The sequence below is a fragment of the Rathayibacter sp. AY1B4 genome (assembly GCF_002932815.1).
Lineage (GTDB): Bacteria > Actinomycetota > Actinomycetes > Actinomycetales > Microbacteriaceae > Rathayibacter.
The window spans coordinates 1-21,153 of sequence record NZ_PSWN01000023.1; the positions used below are offsets into that span (position 1 = coordinate 1).

Consider the following 21,153-nt stretch of genomic DNA (forward strand, 5'->3'; position numbering starts at 1 on the left):
CCCCCCATGCAAGCGGGGGGGAGGGAGGGGGCGCAGGGGGTTGACGACCGGACCGCTCCGTCCTGTCGTCAAGCCCGCGACACCGAGGGCTCCCTGGGTCTTGACTGAGCGTGTCGCCCTTCTTCGGGGCGCTCGGCCAGGAGGTTCGACATGAGCACGACAGACAGGGATCCGGCTGACGGCGGACTGCCACGACGGGCAGAGGGCTCGGCGGCGGGCGGCACGGCGCGCATCGACTCGGCGGGGGACACGGGAGCGGCTGCGGCGACGGACCGCTCCGCGACTCCTGACCGCTCCGCCTCGACGGACCGCTCCGACTCGGCGCACTCGGCCCCCGAGCACCGCGCGCCCGTCGACCCCGACTCCGCCGAGGCGAAGCAGGCCCGTGCGGCCGCGCGCAAGGACATCCACCAGCGCGAGCGCGACCGCTTCGGCGGCTTCAAGATCGGCTGCGCCTTCTTCGGCTGGCTCGCCGCCACCGGACTCGCCGTCCTCCTGACCGCCCTCGTCACCGCGATCGGGGCCGCCGTCATCGGCACCCAGGACGTCACCGGCGACCTCGCGGCCGACCCCGCCGCGTTCGGCTGGGCGGGCGCGATCGCACTGCTGGTCATCCTCCTCGTCGCCTACTACTGCGGCGGGTACGTTGCCGGCCGCATGGCCCGCTTCAGCGGAGCGAAGCAGGGCGTCGGAGTGTGGGCCTGGGCGGTCGTCGTCGCGATCGTCGTGGGCATCGTCTCGGCGATCACCGGCGGCAGCCAGGCGCTCTCCGCGGTCAGCGGCTTCCCGACGATCCCCCTGGACGCCGGCGACGCCACGGCCGCGGCGGTCGTGACGGCGCTCGCCGCCCTGATCGTCGCGCTGGTCGGCGCCGTGCTCGGCGGTCTCGCCGGCATGCGCTTCCACCGCCGCGTCGACCGCGAGGGCCTCTCCGGCCTCTCCGTCTGACGCTCCCGTCCCTCCTCCCTCCCCGGAAGCTGCCGCTCCGGTACGCCACGCACGCCGTGCCGCGCACCGGAGTGGCAGCTCGCGGAGGGGAGGTAGGGTCCATCGCGTGACGGGGGAGCGAGGGGCGCGGCTGGCGGGCGAGCTGCGGGAGTGGGACGCGGGCGCGCTCGCGGACCTGCGGGACGAGTACCTGGCGTTCCTCGAGCAGCGCGGCGAGTCGGCGCTCGAGCGCGACGGCGGACCCGAGCACCTGACGGCGAGCTGCTTCGTGCTCTCGCCGGATCTCGCGCAGGTGCTGCTCTGCTTCCACCGCAAGGGCCGGTTCTGGGTGCAGCTCGGCGGTCACGTCGAGCCCGGCGACGGCTCCACGGCCGACGCGGCCCTCCGCGAGGCGCGGGAGGAGAGCGGAGCGGCAGGGCTGCAGCCGCTCGGCGTCCTGCCCCTCGACCTCGACCGGCACGCCCTCGGCGACGGCTTCGGCCGCTGCTCCCGCCACTGGGACGTGGGCTACGGTGCGATCGCCGATCCGGACGCTCCGGTGAGCGTCAGCGACGAGAGCGACGACGTGGCCTGGTGGCCGGTCGACGCGCTGCCCGCCGAGGTGCCGCCGGGGTTCGCCGAGCGGCTGGCCGGGGCGCTCGCCGCGGCGCGTCTGCTCCGCGGTGCGGGGTCGCTCGGCGGCTGACCGAGGCCCGCCTCCACCCACTCCGCGTCCCGGCAGCGCGCCTGCGACGAGTCCTCCCCGTGACTCCGGCGCCGTGCGGCACGATGGGGCGATGAGCAGCACCGCTGACCCCGTCGTCGTCCTCGCCGGTGCGAGCGGATTCCTCGGGACGGACCTCACCCGCCGCTTCACGGCCGACGGCTGGACGGTGCGGAGGATCGGCCGCTCCGGGCCGGACGCGCGCTGGGGCGACACCGCCGGCATCACCCGGGTCCTCGACGGTGCGCGCCTCCTGGTGAACCTGGCCGGCAAGAGCGTCGACTGCCGGTACACCGCGGCGAACCGCGCCGAGATCCTCCGCTCGCGCGTGGCGACCACCGCGGAGCTGCACCGCGCGGTCGAGGCGGCCGCGACTCCTCCGCCGGTCTGGATGAACGCGAGCACGGCCACGATCTACCGGCACGAGGAGGAGCGGGCGAACACCGAGGACGAGGGCGTGCTCGGCGAGGGCTTCTCGGTCGACGTGGCGCGGGCGTGGGAGTCGGAGTTCTTCGCCGGGGAGACGCCCGGCGTGCGGCGCGTGGCGCTGCGGATGTCCATCGTGCTCGGAGACGGTCCGGCGACGGCGATCCTGCTGCGGCTGGCGCGGCTCGGCCTCGGCGGTCCGCAGTTCGACGGGCCGTGGCCCTCGACGCGCGCGCGCCGCGAGGCCGGCGTGCACCACGAGCACCGGCGCACCAGCGGCCGTCAGCACTTCAGCTGGATCCACGTGGAGGACGTCCACCGGTCGATCCGCTTCCTCGAGGAGTCGACCCTCGACGGGCCGGTGAACCTCGCGTCGCCGAATCCGAGCGACAACACCGAGCTCTCCCGGCTGCTCCGCGCCGCCGTGGGCCGCCGGATCGGCGTGCCGGCTCCGCGCTTCGTCCTCGAACCCGCGGCGCTCCTGCTCCGCACCGAGTCCGAGCTCCTGCTCAAGTCCCGCTGGGTCGTGCCCGCCCGCCTCGAGGACGCCGGCTTCACCTTCGCGCACCCCCACCTCTCCGAGGCCCTCCGCACCCTGGCCTGACCCGCCCCCCCCGCGAGGCGACCGACCTCCGCCGCGAGCCCGTGTCGCGGAGGTCCGAGTCCGAGCGCGGGTCCACTCCACCCCCGGCCACCCTCGAGGCGTCGACCGGAACGCGTGCCGAGCGTGTCGGACGCGCCGATCGCTCCCCGAGACCCGGCCACTCTCCCAGCCGACCGCGCCACGCCGCGCGGGGAGCGGCGTGGCCGACATCACGCTGAGGTCGCTCTACTTCGCGACCTTCGCCGCGATGTCGCTCCGATACAGCCCGCCGTCGAGGTGGATCAGGTCGAGCGCGCGGTACGCCCGCTCCCGCGCCTCGGCGAAGTCGGCGCCGCGTGCGACGACGTTGAGCACGCGGCCGCCGGTGGCGACGAAGCTCCCGTCGACCAGCTGGGTCGCCGCGTGGGCGATGGTGACGCCTGGGACGTCCGCCGCCGCGTCGAGTCCGGTGATGGTCCGTCCGGTGACGGCGTTCTCGGGGTAGCCCTCGCTCGCGAGGACGACGGTGACGGCGACCTCGTCCGTGAACGCGGGCCACGGGACGGAGGCGAGCGCGCCGGTGGCCGCCGCGTGCAGCAGCGCGGACAGCGGGGAGGCGAGGCGGGGGAGGACGACCTGGGTCTCGGGGTCTCCGAAGCGGGCGTTGAACTCGATCACGCGCAGGCCCGCGTCGGTCACGATGAGGCCGCAGTAGAGGAGTCCGACGAAGGGGGTGCGCTCGCGCTCGAGCTGGCGGATGGTCGGGATGGCGACCGTGTCGATCACCTCGTCGACGAAGGCGCGCTCGCTCTCCCAGCGGTCGGCGAGCCAGGGGAGCGGGGAGTAGGCGCCCATGCCGCCGGTGTTCGGCCCCTCGTCGCCGTCGCTCAGGCGCTTGAAGTCCTGCGCGGGGGAGAGGGGGACGACGTCGTGGCCGTCGGAGAGGAGGAAGAGGGAGACCTCCTGGCCGGCGAGGAACTCCTCGATGAGGACGTCGCCGGACTGCAGCCAGAACTCGGCGTGCGCGATCGCGGCGCTGCGCGACTCCGTCACCAGGACGCCCTTGCCCGCGGCGAGGCCGTCGGCCTTGACGACCGAGGGGAGTCCGTACTCGTCGATGGCGCGGGTGGCGTCGACCAGGGTGGAGACGCGGGTCGCGCGGCCGGTGGGCACGCGGGCCATGTCCATCACGCGCTTCGCGAAGGTCTTCGAGCCCTCGAGTGCGGCGGCGGCCCGGTCGGGGCCGAAGGTGGGGATGCGGCGCTTGCGGAGCGCGTCGGCGACTCCGGCGACCAGGGGCGCCTCGGGGCCGATGACGACGAGCTCGATGCCCTGCTCCACCGCGAAGTCGCTGACCAGCCGGGGGCTGTTCGTGTCGAAGTGGATGACCTCGACGTCGCGCGCGATGCCGGCGTTGCCGGGCGCCGCGATGATCTCGTGGTGCTCCTCCTCCGCGAGGAGAGCCGTGATGATGGCGTGCTCACGGGCACCCGAACCGAGGACGAGGATCTTCACCCTGACAGGATAGGGCGCCCCGCGCCGGGGCTGGTCCCTGTGACGTCCTCCTCCGCAGGGCGGCGCTGCGGACGCCGACACGCCGGGCGGAGCCCTGCGGAGGCCTCCGGGAGCGAGCGGCGGCGGCAGGATGGGTGCATGGCCAAGGGCAGGATCGACGAGGCGAGCGGGCAGTCCGCGGTGCGGGCGGCGCTCGCCGGAGGAGCGGACCGGAACACGACGGCGACGGCGGTGCGGTTCCTCCTGCAGATCATCGAGACGAACGTCCCCGGACGCAGCGTCGAGGTGCGCGTTCCGCCGTTCGGCGCGGCCCAGTGCGTCGAGGGACCGGGCCACACCCGCGGGACTCCGCCGAACGTGATCGAGATGGACGCGGCGACCTGGCTGCCGCTCGCGACCGGCTCCCTGCCGTGGAGCGAGGGCCTCGCGAGCGGGCGGATCCACGCCTCCGGAGTGCGCGCGGACCTCACGCCGTTCCTCCCCATCCTGCGCGTCGGCTGAGCGTCGGCGAGTTAACTTCTCGTAAACGCGGCGGCGAGCCGTCGTCAGATTGTTTGACCTGGGGTCCGCCGTCGGGTTGTCTGGGAATAACCCCCTCACGCGGCACGAATCCTCTCCGGATCCACCGCTCGATGCTTGGAGTCCCCTTCACGATGCGCAGTACTTCCCCGGGCCGACGCGGCCTCACCCGACTCCTCTCCGCGACCGCCGTCGGCGCCGTCGCCGGAGCGGCCCTCCTCGGCGCCACGCCCGCCGTGGCGGCCGAGGGCGATGTCGCCATCGACATCCTCTCGATCAACGACTTCCACGGGCGGCTCGCCGCCGACCGCGCCGTCGCCGGAGCCGCCGTGCTCGCCGGCGCCGTCGACTCCTACCGCGCCGCCAACCCGAACACGCTGTTCGTCTCGGCCGGCGACAACATCGGCGCCTCGACCTTCGTGTCGAAGGTGAAGGGCGACATCCCCACGCTCGACTCGCTCAACGCGATGGGCCTCGACGTCAGCACGCTGGGCAACCACGAGTTCGACCAGGGCCGCGCCGATGTCGACGGCCGCGTCGTGGACGCCTCGGCGTTCCCCTACGTGAACGCGAACCTCTACGACACCGCGACCGGCGAGCGCGCCTACTCCCCGTACGTGATCACCGAGCAGGACGGCGTCTCCGTCGCCTTCATCGGCGCGATCACCGAGGACCTCGGCAAGCTCGTCAGCCCCGCCACGATCTCGACGCTCTCCATCGAGCCCATCGCCGAGAACGTCAACGAGGTCGCCGCGCAGCTCCAGGACGGCGACGCCGCCAACGACGAGGCCGACGTGGTCGTCCTGCTCCTGCACGAGGGAGCCGACGCCGACGCGGCCGAGCTGAACACTCCGGAGGCGGACCCCAAGTTCGGCGCGATCGTCAACGCGGTCGCCCCGAACGTCGACGCGATCGTCTCGGGCCACAGCCACCAGGAGTACAACGCGGGCATCGACGCCGGCCGGGCCTTCCCGACCGTCGTGTCGCAGACCGGCAGCTACGCCGAGAACATCGGCCGCATGTCCCTGACCGTCGACCCGGCGACCAAGCAGCTCACCTCGCTCACCAGCGAGGTCGTGCCGCTGACGAAGGTCGTCGACGACCCGGCCTCGGATGACCCGGCCAAGACGATCGTCGTCGGCGCCTTCGAGCCCGACCCCGAGGTCGAGACCATCGTCGCCGACGCCCAGGCCGTCGCCGTCCGCGAGGGCAGCGTGAAGGTCGGCACCATCACCGAGGACATCTCGCGCGCCTACCGCCCGGACGGCACCACGACCAACCGCGGCTCGGAGTCGACCCTCGGCAACCTCGTCTCGGACGCTCAGCTCTGGGCCACCCGTGAGCTCGGCACGCAGATCGCCTTCTCGAACGCGGGCGGCCTGCGCGACGACCTCTCCTACACCGCGACTCCGGACCAGCCCGGCGACGCGGACGGCGTGGTCACCTACGCCGAGGCCTCCGACGCCCAGCCCTTCGCGAACACCCTGGTGACCCTGCAGCTGACCGGCGAGCAGATCTCCGACCTGCTCGAGGAGCAGTGGGTGGGCAGCTCCAGCCACCCGCAGCTGAACCTCTCCACCTCGAAGGACCTCACCTACGTCTTCGACGCCACGGCGCCCGAGGGCTCGCGCATCTCGCAGGTGTTCTTCCAGAACGAGCCGATCGACCCGGCCGCGACCTTCACCGTCGTGACCAGCAGCTTCCTCGCGAGCGGCGGCGACGGCTTCAGCACCTTCACCGAGGGCACCGGCACGGCCGACTCCGGCCGCATCGACCTGGACGCCTTCGTCGGCTACATCCAGGACCTCGGCACCGTCAGCCCCGACCCCGTGCAGCGCACGATCGGCCTGACCGACAACGTCCCGGACTCGGGCGAGTACGCGGTCGGCGACACGATGACCGTCGACCTCTCCTCGCTCCTGTTCAGCACCGGAGCCGCGGCCGACACCACCGTGACCGCGAGCGTCGACGGCACCGTCGTCGGCACCGCGACGATCGACCCGACCCGGGCCGTCACCGACGACTCGACCGGTCGCGCCTCGTTCTCGGTCCCGATCGACGAGAGTCTGGCGGGCGGCGCGCACACCGCGACGTTCGTGCTCGACACCACCGGCACCGAGATCAGCGTCGGCTTCGCCGTCGCGGCCGGCGCCGGAGCGGGCACCCCGACTCCCGGACCGACCACGGAGCCGACGCCCGCGCCGACCACGCCGCCCACCACGGGCCCCGCGCCGACGCCGACCACTGCTCCGGTCGCCGGCTCGCACCACCTCGCCGAGACCGGAGTGGACGCGACCCCCGCGTTCGCCGCCGGGATCGCCGCTCTGCTGCTCGGTCTGGGCATGACGGTCGCGCGCCTGCGCCGCCGCACCGCCGCGAAGTAGCCGCACCGCGCGCACGACGGGCCCTCGACTCCGGTCGGGGGCCCGTCGTCGTGTGCGGGGCGAGCCGATGGTCGACCGCCGGGAGCCGCGGCGGGGAGGCGCTCCCCGAGGAGCGGCGGTAGCCCCCCGGAGACGCGAGAACGCCGCCTCCCGATCGGGAGACGGCGTCGGAACGCGATGAGGTGCTGTCGCGGAGCGGCGGGGCTCAGTGCTGCGCGGGGACCTGACGGTAGCCGTCGCGGCTGGCGACGAGCACCGTCGACACCGTGCCCCATGCGGCGAGGCCACTGAGGACGACGAGGATTGCGATGCTCATGAGTGTTCTGCCTTTCGTTGCGGCGGCTTCTGATCGATCCGCCGGGATGCTGTGTACAACGTCCAGTGTCCGGCCCGGTGTTCCGTAGGACAATCGAACTGTTCTTGCCCTGACGTGTAGTTTCTCTACATGGATGTGCGACGGCTGGAACTGCTCCGCGAGCTCTCGATGCGCCGCTCGATCACGGCCGTGGCGGAGGCGACGCACCGCACGCCCTCCGCGGTCTCGCAGCAGCTCAAGGTGCTCGAGCGCGAGGCCGGCGTGCCGCTGATCGAGCGCTCCGGCCGCGGCGTGGTGCTCACGGCGGCGGGACGCGAGCTCGCCCGGAGCGCCACCGAGATCGCGATCGCGCTCGAGCGGGCCGACGCCGTCTGGCAGACGTTCAAGAACAACCCGATCGGCGAGGTCACCATCGCGACCTTCCCCACCGCGGGCCAGATGCTCCTCCCGAACGCGCTGGTCGCGCTCCGCAGCGTCGAGGGACTCGTCGTGCAGTGCGAGGACGCGGACCCCGGCACCGACGAGTTCGCCGACCTGACCGCCGACTTCGATATCGTGCTCGCCCACTCGCCCACCGGCAGAAGCGCCTGGGCCGGCCGCGGACTCGCGATGGCGGAGCTGATGGTCGAGCCCCTCGACATCGGCCTGCCGGCCGGGCACCGCCTCGCGGACCGGGCGACGGTCTCGGCGGCGGACCTGGTCGGCGAGACCTGGATCGGCGTCCCGGACGGGTTCCCGTTCGAGCGCGTGATGCAGGACATCGAGACCGCGTCCGGCGAGGCGGTGCGGGTGGAGCAGCGCTTCGCGTCGACCCGAGTGACGGAGGCGTTCGTCGCGGCGGGCCTGGGCATCGCGGTGCTCCCGCGCTACACGGCGGGCGGCGCGGGAGTGGTGGTGAAGCCGCTCCGCGGAGTGAACTCCGTGCGGCACATCGTCGCGCTGATGCGGCCGGACCGGGCGGAGCGGCTCTCGGTCCGCACCGTCGTCCGCGAGCTGCGCGCGCAGGCGGGCCGGCTCGTGCACGCGCTCTGAGCGATCACGGTGCCTCGCCCTCGCCCGCGCGGGGGAGAATGGAGACATGAGCGATCCCGCCCGCCCCGAGGTCACCCGCGAAGAGGTCGACGTCCGCCGCTCCCCGCGCGTCTGGCGCATCCTGACCCTCGGCGTCGGGCTCGGAGCGATCGCGGCCTTCGTGCTGACCTTCGCGCTGCCCGAGACGCAGGGCTTCTCCCGCGGGCAGGTCTTCGGCTTCAGCCTGCTGCTCTTCGTGACGCTGTTCGGCGCTCTCGCGGGGCTCGTCGTGGTGCTGCTCGACCGGGTCGTCGGCCGGAAGGTCGTCCGGACCACCGCCGAGCGGATCGTCGAGCGCGAGGACGCGGCCGAGGAGCCCGTGGCCGAGGAGGCCCTGCCCGACGCGCGGACGACGTCCGACGAGGACGACCCGCAGACGGGGTCCGACCGGGTCTAGCCGGCGGAGGCAGGCCGCCCTGCGGCCGCTGCACTCCGCCCTGCGCTGAGGGTCCCGCCCGCGGCTCGCGCTCGCGGACGGGACCGCGGCGTCAGCGTCCCCGGCGCGACGAGGAGCGGCGGCTGCTGCTCGCGCTGGACGTCGGGCGCTTGGCGGCGGCGCGCTTGGCCTTCTGCGACTTCGAGATCTTCTTGGCCACGAAGGTGAGCAGGAACGGAAGGATTCGGTAGATCACGGGGGACTCCTCGGGTGCATGCGCGCGGGGCCGCGCACCCTCCGATCATGGAGCGGCGCACGGATCCGCGGCACCCGTTGCGCCGCGCCCGGCGCTGTGCAGAGCTCAGCTCAGCTGCGTGCGCTCCACCCAGTCGAGGTACTCCGGGGTGACGGTGCCCGTGACGTACTCGCCGGTGAAGCAGCTGGTCTCGAGGTCGGTGACGTCCGAGCCCTCGAGGATCGCCGCCTTCATGTCGGCGACCTCCTGGTAGATCAGCTGGTCGGCGCCGATCGCCTCCGAGATCTCGGGGATGCGGCGGTTGTGGGCCACGAGCTCCTGGCGCGAGGGCATGTTGATCCCGTACACGTGCGGGTAGCGCACGGGAGGCGCGGCGGATGCGAAGGTGACCGTGTTCGCGCCGGCCGCGCGGGCCATGTCGACGATCTCCTTGGAGGTGGTGCCGCGGACGATCGAGTCGTCGACGATCAGGACGTTCTTGCCCTTGAACTCGCTCGACATCGCGTTGAGCTTCTGCCGCACCGACTTCTTGCGGACCGCCTGCCCGGGCATGATGAACGTCCGGCCGACGTAGCGGTTCTTGTAGAAGCCCTCGCGGTACTCGATCCCGAGCTTCTGCGCGACCTGCATCGCGGCGGGGCGGGAGGAGTCGGGGATCGGCATGACGACGTCGATCGCTCCGCCCGGGGTGTACTGCGCGATGGTGTCGGCGAGGCGGTCGCCCAGGCGCAGGCGCGCCTCGTAGACCGAGATGCCCGACATCACGGAGTCGGGGCGGGCGAGGTAGACGTACTCGAACGAGCACGGGATGAGTCGCGGGTCCTTCGCGCACTGGCGGCTGGCCATCCGGCCGTCGGGGGTGATGAAGACCGCCTCGCCGGGAGCGACGTCGCGGACGATCTCGAAGCCCTGCGCCTCGAGCACGAGCGACTCGGAGGCGACGACCCAGTCGTCCGGCGCCCCGGTGTTGCTGCGGCGGCCGACGATGAGCGGGCGGATCCCGAAGGGGTCGCGGAACGCCAGCAGCCCGACGCCGGCGATCAGCGCGATGGTGGCGTAGGAGCCCTCGACGCGCTCGTGCACGCGGGCGACGGCGTCGAACACCTCGTCGGCGTCGAGGTCGCGGCCCGACATCGAGGCCTGCAGCTCGTTCGCCAGCACGTTGACCAGCAGCTCCGTGTCGGAGGTGGTGTTGAGGTGGCGGCGGTCGATGCGGAAGAGCTCCTCGGTGAGCTCGCGCGTGTTCGTGAGGTTGCCGTTGTGGACGAGGATGATGCCGTACGGCGCGTTCACGTAGAACGGCTGGGCCTCCTCCTCGCGCTCGGCGTTGCCCTTCGTCGCGTAGCGCACGTGGCCGAGGCCCATGGATCCGAGCAGCGAGCGCATGTCGCGGGTGCGGAACGCCTCGCGGACCTGTCCCGCGGCCTTCTTGATGTGCAGAGTGCTGCCGTCGGCGGTCGCGATGCCGGTCGAGTCCTGGCCGCGGTGCTGCAGGAGGGAGAGGCTGTCGTAGATGGACTGGTTGACCGGTCCGGAGGACACGATCCCAACGATTCCGCACATGCCGGAGGGGCTCCCAAGGGGATAGCAGGGGGGTTTGACGGTCCATCCTGGCACGCGGGGGACTCATCCCCTAATGGTTCGCCGTGGGCGGATCCGTGGTCGCGGGGGTGCTCGGGGCGGCGCCGACCGGCGGATCGGCCGGGCGGTCGGTCGGGGAGCCGCGCGGCCGCTCAGCTGCTCGGAGCCGTCCAGGCTCCGGCGAGGCTGCGGTCCAGGACGCGGCGCCAGCCCTGCGGAGCCGCGGACTCGCGGCTGGTCGTGCCCGCCATCCAGAGCAGGGCCATCAGGTCGTCGTGGGTGAAGTCGGGGGAGAGGGATCCGTCGCGGTGGGCGGCCTCGACGAGATCCCGGCCGAGCTCGATCGAGCGGTCGCAGGCCTCGATGAGGGCGACCGCGTCGGGGAAGCGGCGCAGCATCGCGTCGTTGAGGGCGGGGTCCTCCAGCTGGAGGTCGATCATCCCGGAGACGAAGCGCTCCAGGCGTCCGCGGGAGGACCGCTCGGCGAGAGCGCGCTCGGTCAGGCCCTTCAGCTTCTCGCCCGCGACGGCCGGGATGACGGCGTCGATGAGCTCCTCACGGGAGCCGACGCGGTTGTAGAGGGTGCCGATGCTCACGCCGGCGTGACGGGCGATGTCCTCGAGGGGGGCGGCGAGGCCGCGGGAGCCGAAGACCTCGAGGGCGGCGGCGTGCAGCTTCTCGACGTTCCGCTGCGCGTCCCGGCGCAGGACCTTCTGCTCGTCCATGCGATCCTTCCGATGATCTTGAGGTGCCACTCAAGTTATGGTCCAATGAGTGTTGAGGCTGACCTCAACTTAGCAGCCCCGCTCATCGCGCCCCGGGGCGCACGACGACAGGACCTCTCATGCCCCTTCTCACCGTCATCGGCGCGGGCCCCGGCCTCGGCCTCGAGATCGCCCGCGTCTTCGGCCGGGCCGGCTTCACCGTCGCCCTCGTCTCGCGGAACCAGGAGAAGCTGGACGGCCTGGCCGCCCGCCTCGCCGAGGAGGGCATCGAGGCGACGGGGTTCGCCGCCGACATCGCGCAGCCCGAGACCCTCACCGCCGCGCTGCGGGCGATCCGTGCCGACCTCGGTCCGATCGACGTCCTCGAGTTCTCCCCCGCCGACTCCGCTCTCACCCCGGTCGGCGTCCTGGACGTCACGCCCGAGAACCTGCAGCCGCAGATCGACTTCTACCTCGGCGGCGCGCTCCGCGCCGTCGGCGAGGTGGTTCCGGACATGATCGCCGCCGGCAGCGGGACGATCCTCGTCACCACCGGCGGCGGCTCCGTCTCCCCGCACGCGGCGCTGGCGAACATCAACATCGCCGCCGCGGGCCTGCGGAACTGGGTCCTCAACCTCCACTCCGCGCTCGAGCCCCGGGGCGTCTACGCCGCCCACGTGGCGATCACCGCGCTCATCGACGGCGGCCACCCGGACGCGGCGGCCGAGGTCATCGCCCGGTCCTACCTCGACCTCCACCGCAGCCGCGACCGCGCCGAGCTGCACTACGTCGCCTGGGACGCGTGACCGCGGGCGCGGAGCGGGAGCCGCCTGTGCGGCGGACCCGGATCCGCGCCGCGGCGGGAGAGGGCAGTCGGTAGGGTCGTCGCGTGAGTGATGAGACGAGCAGCTACGCCCGCGCAGGAGTCGACACGGCGGCGGGGGACCTCGCCGTCGAGCTGATGAAGTCGGCGGTGTCGGCGACGCACGACAGCCGGGTCCTCGGCGGGGTCGGCGGCTTCGCGGGCCTCTACGACGTCTCCTTCCTCCGCGACTTCCGAGCCCCCCTCCTCGCGACCTCGACCGACGGCGTCGGCACCAAGGTCGCGCTCGCCCAGGCGATCGACAAGCACGACACCATCGGGCAGGACCTCGTCGGCATGGTCGTCGACGACATCGTCGTGGTCGGCGCCCGCCCCTTCTTCATGACCGACTACATCGCGTGCGGCAAGGTCGTCCCGGCCCGCATCGCCGACATCGTCGCCGGCATCGCGCGCGCCTGTTCCGAGACGGGCACCGCGCTCGTCGGCGGCGAGACGGCCGAGCACCCGGGCCTGCTCGGACCCGACGACTACGACGTGGCGGGCGCGGCGGTCGGCGCGATCGAGGCCGACCAGGTGCGCGGCGCCGACCGCGTGCGCGACGGCGACGTCGTGGTGGCGATGGCCTCCTCCGGACTGCACTCGAACGGCTACTCGCTCGTGCGCCACATCCTCGCCGAGCGCGGCATCGGCTTCACCGACCGCTCCGAGGAGCTGGGCGGCGTGGTCGGCGAGGTGCTGCTGGAGCCGACCCGCCTCTACACCCGGCCCCTCCTCGACCTGCTCGACGACGCCGAGCTCGGCCCGGCCGTCCACTCCATCAGCCACGTCACCGGCGGCGGGATCGCGGCGAACCTCGCACGGGTGCTGCCGCGCGGCTCCTGGGTCGAGGTCGAGCGGGCGAGCTGGAGCCCGTCCGACGTGTTCCGCGCGCTCGCCGGGATGTCCGGCGCGACGCTCGAGAGCACCGAGGGCACCTGGAACCTCGGCATCGGCATGTTCGCCGTGGTCGCGGCGGAGGCGGCCGACGGCGTGATCGCGCGCCTCGAGCGCTCGGGCGTCCCGTCGTGGGTCGCGGGCCGCGTCTCGACCGCCGCGCGCGGGTTCGAGGGCTTCGAGCAGGGCGCGAAGGGCGTCGACGGCGGAGCGGTCCGCCTGGTCGGGTCCTACGCGGGCTGATCCCCGGAGGCGTCGCGGATCAGCGCGGTGCGGCGTGCGCGCGCTCCCAGGAGTGCTCGTGCCGGGTCAGCAGCCACGAGCCCGCCGCGCAGAGGGCGCAGGCGGCCGCGGTGGCGAGCAGGGCGGTCGCCCAGGTCGGGGCGTCGCGGCTGACGAGCAGGTTCGCACAGGCGACCAGCACGCCGAGGCCGGCGCCCGCGCTGGTGCCGAGCACGAACGGGCCGTCGCGGCGGCTCGCGACGCGCACCGCGACCATGCCGGCGACCGCTCCCGCGCCTCCGACGACTCCGATGCCCGCGCCGGAGGCCGCTCCCATGAGCAGGCCGAAGCTCACCAGTCCGGGCGGTCCGTCGGCGGCGAGGACGCCGGGCAGGTAGAGGACCAGGGCGACGGCGGCGCCGACCGCGCCGCCCACCAGGATCGCGCCGACCAGCAGGGCGGCGGTGACGTAGCCGACCCGCGCGACAGGCCGCGCGGATCCTCCGGGTTCGAACATTCGCGGCTCCATCGACGCGGCCCGCGGGGCAGCGGGCGGTCCTCGGACAGTACGCCCGAACGCCCCTCGGCGGAACCGTCGTCGGGGATCGGCGGGGCTAGCGCCGGAGGGTCTCGCTCGGGAGCTCGCCGAACCGCGTCGCGTAGTGCTGGGCGAAGCGGCCGCCGCTGATGAACCCCCAGCGTGCGGCGACGTCGCCGACCACCAGCGAGCCGATCGATCCGGCCGAGAGCTCCTCGTGCGCGCGCTCGAGGCGGACGTCGCGCAGGTAGTGCCGCGGGGTCTCGCCGAAGGCGCGCTGGAACGCGAGCTGCACGCCGCGGACCGTGAGCCCGGCCGCGTCGGCGATGTCGGCCACTCCGAGGGGCAGGTCGGCGTTGGCCTGCACGAACTCCACGGCCCGGCGGAGGCGCCGCGCGCTGACCGAGGGCGGCACGGCCGGCAGCGGGGCGATGCGGTGGGCGAAGGTCTGCAGGGCGGCGAGCGCGGCGATGCGGGCGACGCCGTCGCGCTGCAGCACGGTGGGCGCGTGCGCGGAGGCGAGGGTGTCGCGCAGGAGCCGGATCGCCGCCCACCAGGCGGTCGTGTCGCGCGCCACGGGGGCGAACCGCAGCGGGCCGGGCTCGGTGCCGTGCAGCTCGGCGGCGATCGCCTCGAGGTGGGCGGCCTCGAAGTGCACGAGCGCGTCGCGGTACTCGAAGGCCTCGAAGCCGAAGGGCCGGCCGCTCGGGAACATGGCCGGGCGCCCGACGACGAGGCGGTGCTCGTCGCGCCCCAGATCGAGGGAGGCGCGCCCCGCGGTCAGCCAGAGGGCGACGTAGACGTCGCTCGGGGCTACCGTGCCGCGCACCCGGCCCAGGAAGGAGGCGGAGTGGAGGCTCACGGGCCCGGGCCCGGTCGTCGTGTAGCGGAACGCGAACGGCACGACCGAGCGCTCGGCCCGGAAGCCGGAGCCGTTGTACGAGCCGGCGTAGAAGTCGCGCGCCTCGTCGAGGTCGCTCCCGCGACGCTCCGACTGCCACACGGGCAGCCGTGCGGGCGGGGAAGTGCTCATCGGGTCAGTGTCCCAGGGGGCACCGACATTCTGCACTCAGTGGCGGAAAGCGGGAGAACGTGCTCGGCCGAGCGACCCGCGCTCCAGGTCGGGTCCCTCACCCGCCGGATCGCCGTCCGCACGCGAAACGGGGCCGCCCCGAGGGAGCGGCCCCGATTCACGGGAGGAGTCACGCACGCTTCTGGTGCGGCTCCTCGACGAGGTCCGTGTCGTCGCCGTCGTCCTCGGCGTCGATCCACTTCGAGTAGTCCGGCTCGTCCGGGTGGCTGAGCTCGCGCTCGAGCGCGCTGTAATCGACCGCCGGGCTGAACGACTTCAGCTCACGGGCGATCTTGGTGTTCTTCGCCTTCTGACGGCCGCGCCCCATGGGTGACCCCCTCACGATGACAGGCCAGACGGGCAGTGAGCCGGCTGGGGAAAAGAGCAGACAGGGAAAGTTGAAATCTACGCGGTAGTTTAGCAGACGGGGGACACGCCACCCCGGGCCTCGATCTGCCGGACGGCCGCCCATCCTCGACCGCGTCAGGAGCACCGTGGACAGCGTCGCCCCACCGCGTCCCGTCGTGGTGATCGGCGCGGGCCAGGCGGGTCTGTCCGTGGCCTACTACCTGCGCCGTCTCGGCCTCGTCCCCGGGCGCGACCTGATCGTCCTCGACCGCGGTCCGGAGCCCGGCGGGGCCTGGCAGTTCCGCTGGGAGGCCCTGCGGCTCGGCTCCGTGCACCGCGTGCACGATCTCCCGGGCATGGAGCGGATGGGGCTCTCGTTCCGCACGGCCGATCACCGGCGACCGGCACGGGACGTGGTCCGCGAGTACTACGGGCGCTACGAGGAGGAGCTCGGTCTCGAGATCCGCCGTCCGGAGTCGGTGCGGCGCGTCACGAGTGCGACGCCGCACGACACGAGGTCGCCGCTCGTCGTCGAGTCCGACCGCGCGGTCGAGCGCGCGAGTCTGCTCGTCAACGCGACCGGCACCTGGGGATCGCCCTTCGTCCCGCACTACCCCGGGCGCGACCGCTTCCGCGGCGTGCAGATCGACCCGACCGAGTACGCCCGCGCCGAGGACTTCGCCGGGAAGCAGGTGCTCGTGGTCGGCGGCGGCACCTCGGCGATCGGCTTCCTGCTGGAGCTCGAGCGGGTGGCGCGCTCGCTGACGTGGGCGACGCGGCGACCGGTGGTCTACCACGACGGCGAGCAGCTGGCGATGGAGTCGGCGGTGGAGGCGGTGGCCGAGCAGGACCGCGCCGCCCGCGCCGGGCTGCCCCTCCCGAGCATCGTCGGCGGCACGGGCGTGCAGCGCACCCGCCGGGTGGTCGCCGGGATCGAGCGCGGGCTCCTGCACGAGCGGGGCATGTTCTCGTCGATCGAGGAGGAGGGCGTGCGCTGGCCGGACGGCTCCTTCACGCGCGCCGACGCGATCATCTGGGCGACGGGCTTCCGGCCGGAGCTGCGCCACCTCGCTCCGCTCGGGCTGCGCGAGCGCGAGGGCGGCATCGCGGTCGCCGACGGAGCCTCGCTGACGGATCCGCGCGTCTTCTTCGCCGGCTACGGCCCGACGGCCTCGACCATCGGGGCGAACCGCTCGGGCCGGCGCATCGCGCGCGCGGTCGTGGCGCGTCTGCCCTGAGCGCGCCTGCCCTGAGCCGGCCTGATCTGAGCCGGTCCGCCCTGAGCGGCGCGGCGCCTCAGATCCTGCCGTCCCAGTCCACCGGCACGACGGAGCCGCGGTAGCGGATCCCGTCCACGCGGATCGGCCCGGCGAGCGCGGGCGAGAGCGGCGCGACGACCAGGGTGTCGCCTCCGGGAGCGAGCCCCAGCGCCGCCGACAGCACGGCGACGGAGGCGGCCGCCGACCAGGCCTGCGGTCGGCAGGCCGCCGGGTACGGCACCGGCGCGTGCACCTCGGCGGCGGGGTCGCCCGAGTGCAGCTCGGGCATCCGGTAGCCGAAGCCCTCGGCCGCGGCGATCAGTCCGCGCGAGAGGGTCGTCGCCTCCGCCCCGAAGCCCTCCCGGGCGAGCCCGGTGACGGCGATCGCGGTGTCGTGGGCCCAGACGGAGCCGCCGTGGTACGACAGCGGCCAGTAGCCGCCCGAGCCGGTGTCCAGGGTGCGCAGGCCGAAGCCCGAGTCGAGCCCGGGGGAGACCAGCAGCTCGGCGACCCGGGCGGCGTGCTCGGGGGAGAGGATGCCGGTGCCGAGGAGGTGGCCGAGGTTGCTGGTGATCGTGTCGACCGGGCGCCCGGCCGCGTCGAGCGCGATCGCCGGGTAGCCGCCGTCGGCGTCGTCGATCCAGAACGCCTCCGCGAAGCGCGCCTTCAGCGTCGACGCCGCCTCGCGCCACTCCGAGCCCTCACGGCCGAGGTGCTCGAGCAGCGCCGCTCCGCCGACCATGGCCTCGTGGGCGTAGGCCTGCACCTCGCAGAGCGCGATCGGACCCTCGGCGAGCGTGCCGTCGCGCCACTGGATCGAGTCGCCCGAGTCCTTCCAGCCCTGGTTGGCGAGGCCGTGCCCCGTGGTGTCGACGTACTCGAGGAACCCGTCGCCGTCCGAGTCGCCGTCGTCGCGGAGCCAGCGCAGCGCCGCCTCCAGAGCGGGCAGCAGCTCCTCGACCTCGTCGTCCGGGAGCCCCCAGCGCCAGGCGTCGTGGAGGAGGCAGACCCAGAGCGCGGTGGCGTCGACCGTGCCGAAGTAGAGCGGGGGCAGCGAGACGCCCTCGCCGGGGATCTCGAGGGTCGTGGCGCGCAGCTCGTGCATGATCCTGCCCGGCTGCTCGGCGGTGTCCGCGACGTGGCGGGTGCCCTGGAGGCCGGCCAGGACGCGGAGGGTGGAGGCGGCGATCCCGGTCCCGAGGGGGAGGAGCATCCGCGCCGCCCAGATCGAGTCGCGGCCGAAGAGGGTGAAGAACCACGGCGCTCCCGCCGCGAGGAACGGCTCGCCGGGCCGCTCCACGGTGACCATGCGCAGGGCGTCGAGGTCGTCGAGCGCGGCGCGGCACCAGGAGGCGAGGCGGGAGTCGCCGGTCTCGAGCGCGGTCCCCGCCCATTCGGCCGGTCCGGACGCGGCGGCGACCACGGCGGAGGCGTCCTCCGCGGCGACGCTCCACACGACCTCGACGCTCCCGCGGGCCGGGACCACGACGCTCCAGGTGAGCACCGTGCCCGAGATCGAGGCGCCGGGTGCGCGCAGCTCGGCGCGGACCGGGCCGTGGGTCCAGTCGAGGCCCCCGTCCACCGGAGCGGTCGCGAAGGAGGGCTCGTCGCGGAGCCCCGCCTTCACCACGTGCACGAGCGAGAAGTCGGGGTCGAGGGTCAGCTCGACGGTCGTCGCGACCTCGTCGGGGAGCGCCGACTCGAGGCGGATGCTCTCGCGGACGCCGCCGGCGGAGACCTCCCGCGAGCGGACCACGCGGATCCGCGGGTCCGCGGCGGCGTCGTCGAGATGGCGGGCGAGCGCGGTGAAGCGGGCGGAGGAGGCGCCGTCGCGGCCGGTCGCGATCGCCTCGAGCGCCGCGCCGCCCACGCGGAGCGAGGCGCCCGCGAGCACGCGCACGTCGCCGAGGTAGAGCCCGTGCACGGGGCGGGAGCCGACCTCGCCCGCCTCGTCCGACCACAGCTGCACGGGTGCGCGGAGCAGGACGAGGGAGTCGTGGAGGAGGGGCTGGCGGGGCGGGGTCTGTCGGTCGTCGCGCTCGGTCGTCACGGTCGACTCCTCACTGGATCGTCGGTGCTGGGGGCGTGCCGCCGATCGTCCTCCGCCGGCCCCGGGAGTGCCGGAGCGTGGCGGACGGTTGACAGCGGCGTCGTCGGAGGTAACCTTACCGAAGGATTTGATCGATCAAACCGGTATATTCCGCCAGGTTGGAACGATCAAGAGCACGTCGAGGAGGACCCATGGCACTGCCGACCGTCGAGGACGTCGCCCGTGCCGCCGGCGTCTCGCGCCAGACCGTGTCGAACGTGCTCAACAGCCCGCACATCGTCCGTGACAGCACCCGCGAGCGCGTGGAGAAGGCGATCGGCGACCTCAACTACCGGCCGCACGCCTCGGCCCGCCGCCTCCGCACCCGCAAGTCCGGCACCATCGGCGTCCGGATGGACCGCGTGCTCGACGGCATCTCCGGCAGCCTGCTCGACCGCTTCCTCCACGCCGTCACCGAGCAGGCCGATGCGCGGGGCATGCGCATCCTCCTCTACACGGCGAAGAGCCCGGAGGAGGAGATCGAGCGGATCGGGCGCCTCCGCGACGGAGCCGACGTCGACGCCTTCGTGCTCACCTCCACCTTCTACGGCGACCCCCGGACCGCCTGGCTGATCGAGCAGGCCGTGCCCTTCGTCACCTTCGGCCGGCCGTGGGGCGTCGACGACCGCAACGACCCGCAGCACCTCTGGGTCGACGTCGACGGCGCCGCCGGGCTCGCCCAGGCCACGGCGCACCTCGCCGACAGCGGCTGCTCCCGCATCGGCTTCCTCGGCTGGCCGAGCGGATCCGCGACCGGCGACGACCGCCGCGGCGGCTGGGAGCGGGTGCACCGCGAGCGGTTCCCCGACGCGCCCCTGCTCGCCGCCTCCTCCGAGGACGACGTCCAGCAGGCCCGGATCGCGGCCATCGAGTTCCTCCGCTCGACCCCGGAGCTCGACGGGCTGGTCTGCGTCTCCGACTCGCTCGCGCTCGGCGCCTCGATGGCCGCCGTGGCCGTCGGCCGGTCCTCCCTCCCGATCGTCGGCTTCGACAACACCCCCGTCGCCGCGGCCGTCGGTCTGCCGAGCATCGAGCAGGACCTCGACGCGGTGGCCGCGGGCGCGCTCGAGCTCCTGCTGGGCGAGCGCGGCGACGACGTCGTCCACCGCTCGCTCGCGCCGGGCGAGGCCCACCGCCTGATCGAGCCCCACCTCGTGCTCCGCACACCCCTCCACCACCCCGCCGACTGAGGCGCCGTCACTCCGACCGGCGCCCCTCCCCACGAAAGGCCAGACCATGACACCCACCCACCGCGCGGCACGCTGGGGTGCCGCGATCCTCGCCGGAGGCCTGCTGCTCCCGCTCGCCGCCTGCTCGAGCGGCTCCGACTCCGGTGACGCGGGCGGCGACTCCGCCCTCACCGTGATGATCGGCTCGTCCGGCGACGCCGAGACGACCGCCGTCACCGACGCCGTGAACGCCTGGGGCGAGCAGAACAGCACGACGGTCGACGTGGTCGCCGCCAGCGACCTGACGCAGCAGCTCGGCCAGGGCTTCTCCGGCGGCAACCCGCCCGATCTCTTCTACATGAGCTGGGACCAGTTCCAGACCTACGCGAGCAACCGCTACCTGGAGCCGTACGCCCAGGACGCCGGGAACGCCGACACCTTCTACCCGGCGCTGCGCGACGCGTTCAGCTACGACGACCGGTTCTACTGCGAGCCCAAGGACTTCTCCACGCTCGGCCTCGTGATCAACACGGACCTCTGGGCGGCGGCCGGCCTCACCGACGCGGACGTCCCCACCGACTGGGCCTCGCTCGAGGCGGCGGCGACGAAGCTGACCGCGAACGGAGTGACCGGGCTCTCCTTCGGCGCCGAGTACGCGCGCATCGGCACCTTCATGAACCAGGCCGGCGGATCGCTCCTCTCGGAGGACGGCACCACCGTCACCGCGGACACCCCCGAGAACGTCGCGGGCCTGACCGAGGTGAAGACGCTGCTCACCGACGGCGTGCTGAAGTTCCCGGCCGCGCTCGACTCCGGCTGGTCCGGCGAGGCGTTCGGCAAGGGCGCGGCGGCGATGGTCATCGAGGGCCCGTGGATCAACGGAGCGCTCGCGGCCGACTACCCCGACGTGAACTACCGCGTCGCCGAGCTCCCCGCCGGCCCCGGCGGGAAGTCGACCTTCACCTTCAGCAACTGCTGGGGCATCCCCGTCGGCAGCGCCACGGCCGAGAAGACGGAGTCGCTCGTGTCGGCCCTGACCTCGGACGAGCAGCAGCTCGCCTTCTCGGACGCCTTCGGAGTCATCCCCTCCACCGAGACCGGAGCCGCCGAGTACGCGACGAAGTACCCCGAGAACTCCGCCTTCGTCTCCGGCAACGACTACGCGGTGAGCCCGGTGGCTTTCGCCGGCGCGGCGACCGTCATCACCGACTTCAACTCGGCGCTCGAGGGCCTCGCGACCGGCGACCCGGAGTCGATCCTCGGCGATCTGCAGACCAACCTGCAGGACGCGCTCGACACCGCGAACGCGAAGTAGCCC

The 21,153-nt window shown here is 73.5% G+C and carries 20 protein-coding genes; 12 read left to right on the forward strand and 8 right to left on the reverse strand.

Going from position 1 to position 21,153, the window contains the following annotated elements:
* Window positions 1-150: 150 nt before the first annotated feature.
* From C5D66_RS13580 to C5D66_RS13590, 3 genes are all read left to right on the forward strand, one after another.
* Entirely contained in the window at window positions 151-948 is a 798-nt protein-coding gene (locus C5D66_RS13580; RefSeq protein ID WP_104256042.1) for a hypothetical protein, read from the forward strand.
* Window positions 949-1,054: 106 nt separating this feature from the next.
* Window positions 1,055-1,633, forward strand: coding sequence for an NUDIX hydrolase (locus C5D66_RS13585; protein ID WP_258061333.1), 579 nt, complete (start codon window positions 1,055-1,057; stop codon window positions 1,631-1,633).
* A gap of 91 nt (window positions 1,634-1,724) precedes the next feature.
* A complete protein-coding gene (locus C5D66_RS13590) occupies window positions 1,725-2,681 on the forward strand; it encodes an epimerase (RefSeq protein WP_104256043.1) in 957 nt (318 codons plus the stop codon).
* A 225-nt stretch (window positions 2,682-2,906) separates the two neighbouring features.
* Here the strand turns inward: C5D66_RS13590 and purD are convergent, their stop codons facing one another.
* Window positions 2,907-4,175, reverse strand: a complete 1,269-nt coding sequence (purD, locus tag C5D66_RS13595; RefSeq protein ID WP_104233829.1) for a phosphoribosylamine--glycine ligase — start codon at window positions 4,173-4,175, stop codon at window positions 2,907-2,909.
* A gap of 138 nt (window positions 4,176-4,313) precedes the next feature.
* Between purD and C5D66_RS13600 the strand changes: the two genes are divergently transcribed.
* The 4 genes from C5D66_RS13600 (at window position 4,314) to C5D66_RS13615 (ending at window position 8,862) form a co-directional block, all read left to right on the forward strand.
* Entirely contained in the window at window positions 4,314-4,676 is a 363-nt protein-coding gene (locus C5D66_RS13600; RefSeq protein ID WP_104223770.1) for a sterol carrier family protein, read from the forward strand.
* Window positions 4,677-4,828: 152 nt separating this feature from the next.
* On the forward strand, window positions 4,829-7,078 hold the full coding sequence (locus C5D66_RS13605; protein WP_104256045.1) for a bifunctional UDP-sugar hydrolase/5'-nucleotidase: 2,250 nt from the start codon (window positions 4,829-4,831) through the stop codon (window positions 7,076-7,078).
* A 445-nt stretch (window positions 7,079-7,523) separates the two neighbouring features.
* Window positions 7,524-8,426, forward strand: a complete 903-nt coding sequence (locus C5D66_RS13610; protein WP_104238722.1) for a LysR family transcriptional regulator — start codon at window positions 7,524-7,526, stop codon at window positions 8,424-8,426.
* A 46-nt stretch (window positions 8,427-8,472) separates the two neighbouring features.
* Window positions 8,473-8,862 (forward strand): hypothetical protein, encoded by a 390-nt coding sequence (locus tag C5D66_RS13615; RefSeq protein ID WP_104250788.1) that lies wholly within the window; start codon window positions 8,473-8,475, stop codon window positions 8,860-8,862.
* A gap of 91 nt (window positions 8,863-8,953) precedes the next feature.
* On the opposite strand, the gene C5D66_RS17250 is transcribed toward C5D66_RS13615, so the two are convergent.
* From C5D66_RS17250 to C5D66_RS13625, 3 genes are all read right to left on the reverse strand, one after another.
* Entirely contained in the window at window positions 8,954-9,097 is a 144-nt protein-coding gene (locus C5D66_RS17250; RefSeq protein WP_181028791.1) for a hypothetical protein, read from the reverse strand.
* Window positions 9,098-9,202: 105 nt separating this feature from the next.
* The gene (gene purF / locus C5D66_RS13620; protein WP_104223766.1) at window positions 9,203-10,660 is read right to left on the reverse strand and encodes an amidophosphoribosyltransferase; all 1,458 of its coding nucleotides are present in this window, start codon (window positions 10,658-10,660) and stop codon (window positions 9,203-9,205) included.
* Between the two features lie 170 nt (window positions 10,661-10,830).
* Entirely contained in the window at window positions 10,831-11,403 is a 573-nt protein-coding gene (locus C5D66_RS13625; RefSeq protein ID WP_104256046.1) for a TetR/AcrR family transcriptional regulator, read from the reverse strand.
* A gap of 119 nt (window positions 11,404-11,522) precedes the next feature.
* Here C5D66_RS13625 and C5D66_RS13630 point away from each other — a divergent pair, with 119 nt between their 5' ends.
* Window positions 11,523-12,188: an SDR family NAD(P)-dependent oxidoreductase gene (locus C5D66_RS13630; RefSeq protein WP_104256047.1), complete on the forward strand. Its 666-nt coding sequence runs from the start codon at window positions 11,523-11,525 to the stop codon at window positions 12,186-12,188.
* Between the two features lie 83 nt (window positions 12,189-12,271).
* Window positions 12,272-13,381, forward strand: a complete 1,110-nt coding sequence (gene purM, locus C5D66_RS13635; RefSeq protein WP_104223764.1) for a phosphoribosylformylglycinamidine cyclo-ligase — start codon at window positions 12,272-12,274, stop codon at window positions 13,379-13,381.
* A 19-nt stretch (window positions 13,382-13,400) separates the two neighbouring features.
* On the opposite strand, the gene C5D66_RS13640 is transcribed toward purM, so the two are convergent.
* The 3 genes from C5D66_RS13640 to C5D66_RS13650 all read right to left on the reverse strand — a co-directional run bounded on the left by C5D66_RS13640 (window position 13,401) and on the right by C5D66_RS13650 (window position 15,298).
* Window positions 13,401-13,877 (reverse strand): hypothetical protein, encoded by a 477-nt coding sequence (locus C5D66_RS13640; RefSeq protein WP_104256048.1) that lies wholly within the window; start codon window positions 13,875-13,877, stop codon window positions 13,401-13,403.
* Between the two features lie 97 nt (window positions 13,878-13,974).
* Window positions 13,975-14,931 (reverse strand): helix-turn-helix transcriptional regulator, encoded by a 957-nt coding sequence (locus C5D66_RS13645; RefSeq protein WP_104256049.1) that lies wholly within the window; start codon window positions 14,929-14,931, stop codon window positions 13,975-13,977.
* Between the two features lie 169 nt (window positions 14,932-15,100).
* Window positions 15,101-15,298 carry a DUF3073 domain-containing protein gene (locus C5D66_RS13650; RefSeq protein ID WP_097167615.1) on the reverse strand — a complete coding sequence of 66 codons (198 nt, stop codon included), beginning with the start codon at window positions 15,296-15,298 and terminating at the stop codon, window positions 15,101-15,103.
* A 166-nt stretch (window positions 15,299-15,464) separates the two neighbouring features.
* Here C5D66_RS13650 and C5D66_RS13655 point away from each other — a divergent pair, with 166 nt between their 5' ends.
* Window positions 15,465-16,556 carry an FAD-dependent oxidoreductase gene (locus tag C5D66_RS13655; RefSeq protein ID WP_104256050.1) on the forward strand — a complete coding sequence of 364 codons (1,092 nt, stop codon included), beginning with the start codon at window positions 15,465-15,467 and terminating at the stop codon, window positions 16,554-16,556.
* A 58-nt stretch (window positions 16,557-16,614) separates the two neighbouring features.
* On the opposite strand, the gene C5D66_RS13660 is transcribed toward C5D66_RS13655, so the two are convergent.
* The gene (locus C5D66_RS13660) at window positions 16,615-18,627 is read right to left on the reverse strand and encodes a glycogen debranching N-terminal domain-containing protein (protein ID WP_104256051.1); all 2,013 of its coding nucleotides are present in this window, start codon (window positions 18,625-18,627) and stop codon (window positions 16,615-16,617) included.
* 191 nt (window positions 18,628-18,818) lie between these two features.
* On the opposite strand from C5D66_RS13660, the gene C5D66_RS13665 reads away from it, so the two are divergent.
* On the forward strand, window positions 18,819-19,856 hold the full coding sequence (locus tag C5D66_RS13665; RefSeq protein ID WP_104256052.1) for a LacI family DNA-binding transcriptional regulator: 1,038 nt from the start codon (window positions 18,819-18,821) through the stop codon (window positions 19,854-19,856).
* A gap of 46 nt (window positions 19,857-19,902) precedes the next feature.
* Entirely contained in the window at window positions 19,903-21,150 is a 1,248-nt protein-coding gene (locus C5D66_RS13670) for an extracellular solute-binding protein (RefSeq protein WP_104256053.1), read from the forward strand.
* Window positions 21,151-21,153 lie beyond the last annotated feature (3 nt).

Bases quoted from the DNA above. Each gene is read 5' to 3' on its own strand.
- C5D66_RS13580 (WP_104256042.1), top strand. From the start codon at position 151: ATGAGCACGACAGACAGGGATCCGGCTGACGGCGGACTGCCACGACGG.
- C5D66_RS13590 (WP_104256043.1), top strand. From the start codon at position 1,725: ATGAGCAGCACCGCTGACCCCGTCGTCGTCCTCGCCGGTGCGAGCGGA.
- C5D66_RS13600 (WP_104223770.1), top strand. From the start codon at position 4,314: ATGGCCAAGGGCAGGATCGACGAGGCGAGCGGGCAGTCCGCGGTGCGG.
- C5D66_RS13605 (WP_104256045.1), top strand. From the start codon at position 4,829: ATGCGCAGTACTTCCCCGGGCCGACGCGGCCTCACCCGACTCCTCTCC.
- C5D66_RS13610 (WP_104238722.1), top strand. From the start codon at position 7,524: ATGGATGTGCGACGGCTGGAACTGCTCCGCGAGCTCTCGATGCGCCGC.
- C5D66_RS13615 (WP_104250788.1), top strand. From the start codon at position 8,473: ATGAGCGATCCCGCCCGCCCCGAGGTCACCCGCGAAGAGGTCGACGTC.
- purF (WP_104223766.1), bottom strand. From the start codon at position 10,660: ATGTGCGGAATCGTTGGGATCGTGTCCTCCGGACCGGTCAACCAGTCC.
- C5D66_RS13625 (WP_104256046.1), bottom strand. From the start codon at position 11,403: ATGGACGAGCAGAAGGTCCTGCGCCGGGACGCGCAGCGGAACGTCGAG.
- C5D66_RS13630 (WP_104256047.1), top strand. From the start codon at position 11,523: ATGCCCCTTCTCACCGTCATCGGCGCGGGCCCCGGCCTCGGCCTCGAG.
- C5D66_RS13640 (WP_104256048.1), bottom strand. From the start codon at position 13,877: ATGTTCGAACCCGGAGGATCCGCGCGGCCTGTCGCGCGGGTCGGCTAC.
- C5D66_RS13645 (WP_104256049.1), bottom strand. From the start codon at position 14,931: ATGAGCACTTCCCCGCCCGCACGGCTGCCCGTGTGGCAGTCGGAGCGT.
- C5D66_RS13650 (WP_097167615.1), bottom strand. From the start codon at position 15,298: ATGGGGCGCGGCCGTCAGAAGGCGAAGAACACCAAGATCGCCCGTGAG.
- C5D66_RS13665 (WP_104256052.1), top strand. From the start codon at position 18,819: ATGGCACTGCCGACCGTCGAGGACGTCGCCCGTGCCGCCGGCGTCTCG.
- C5D66_RS13670 (WP_104256053.1), top strand. From the start codon at position 19,903: ATGACACCCACCCACCGCGCGGCACGCTGGGGTGCCGCGATCCTCGCC.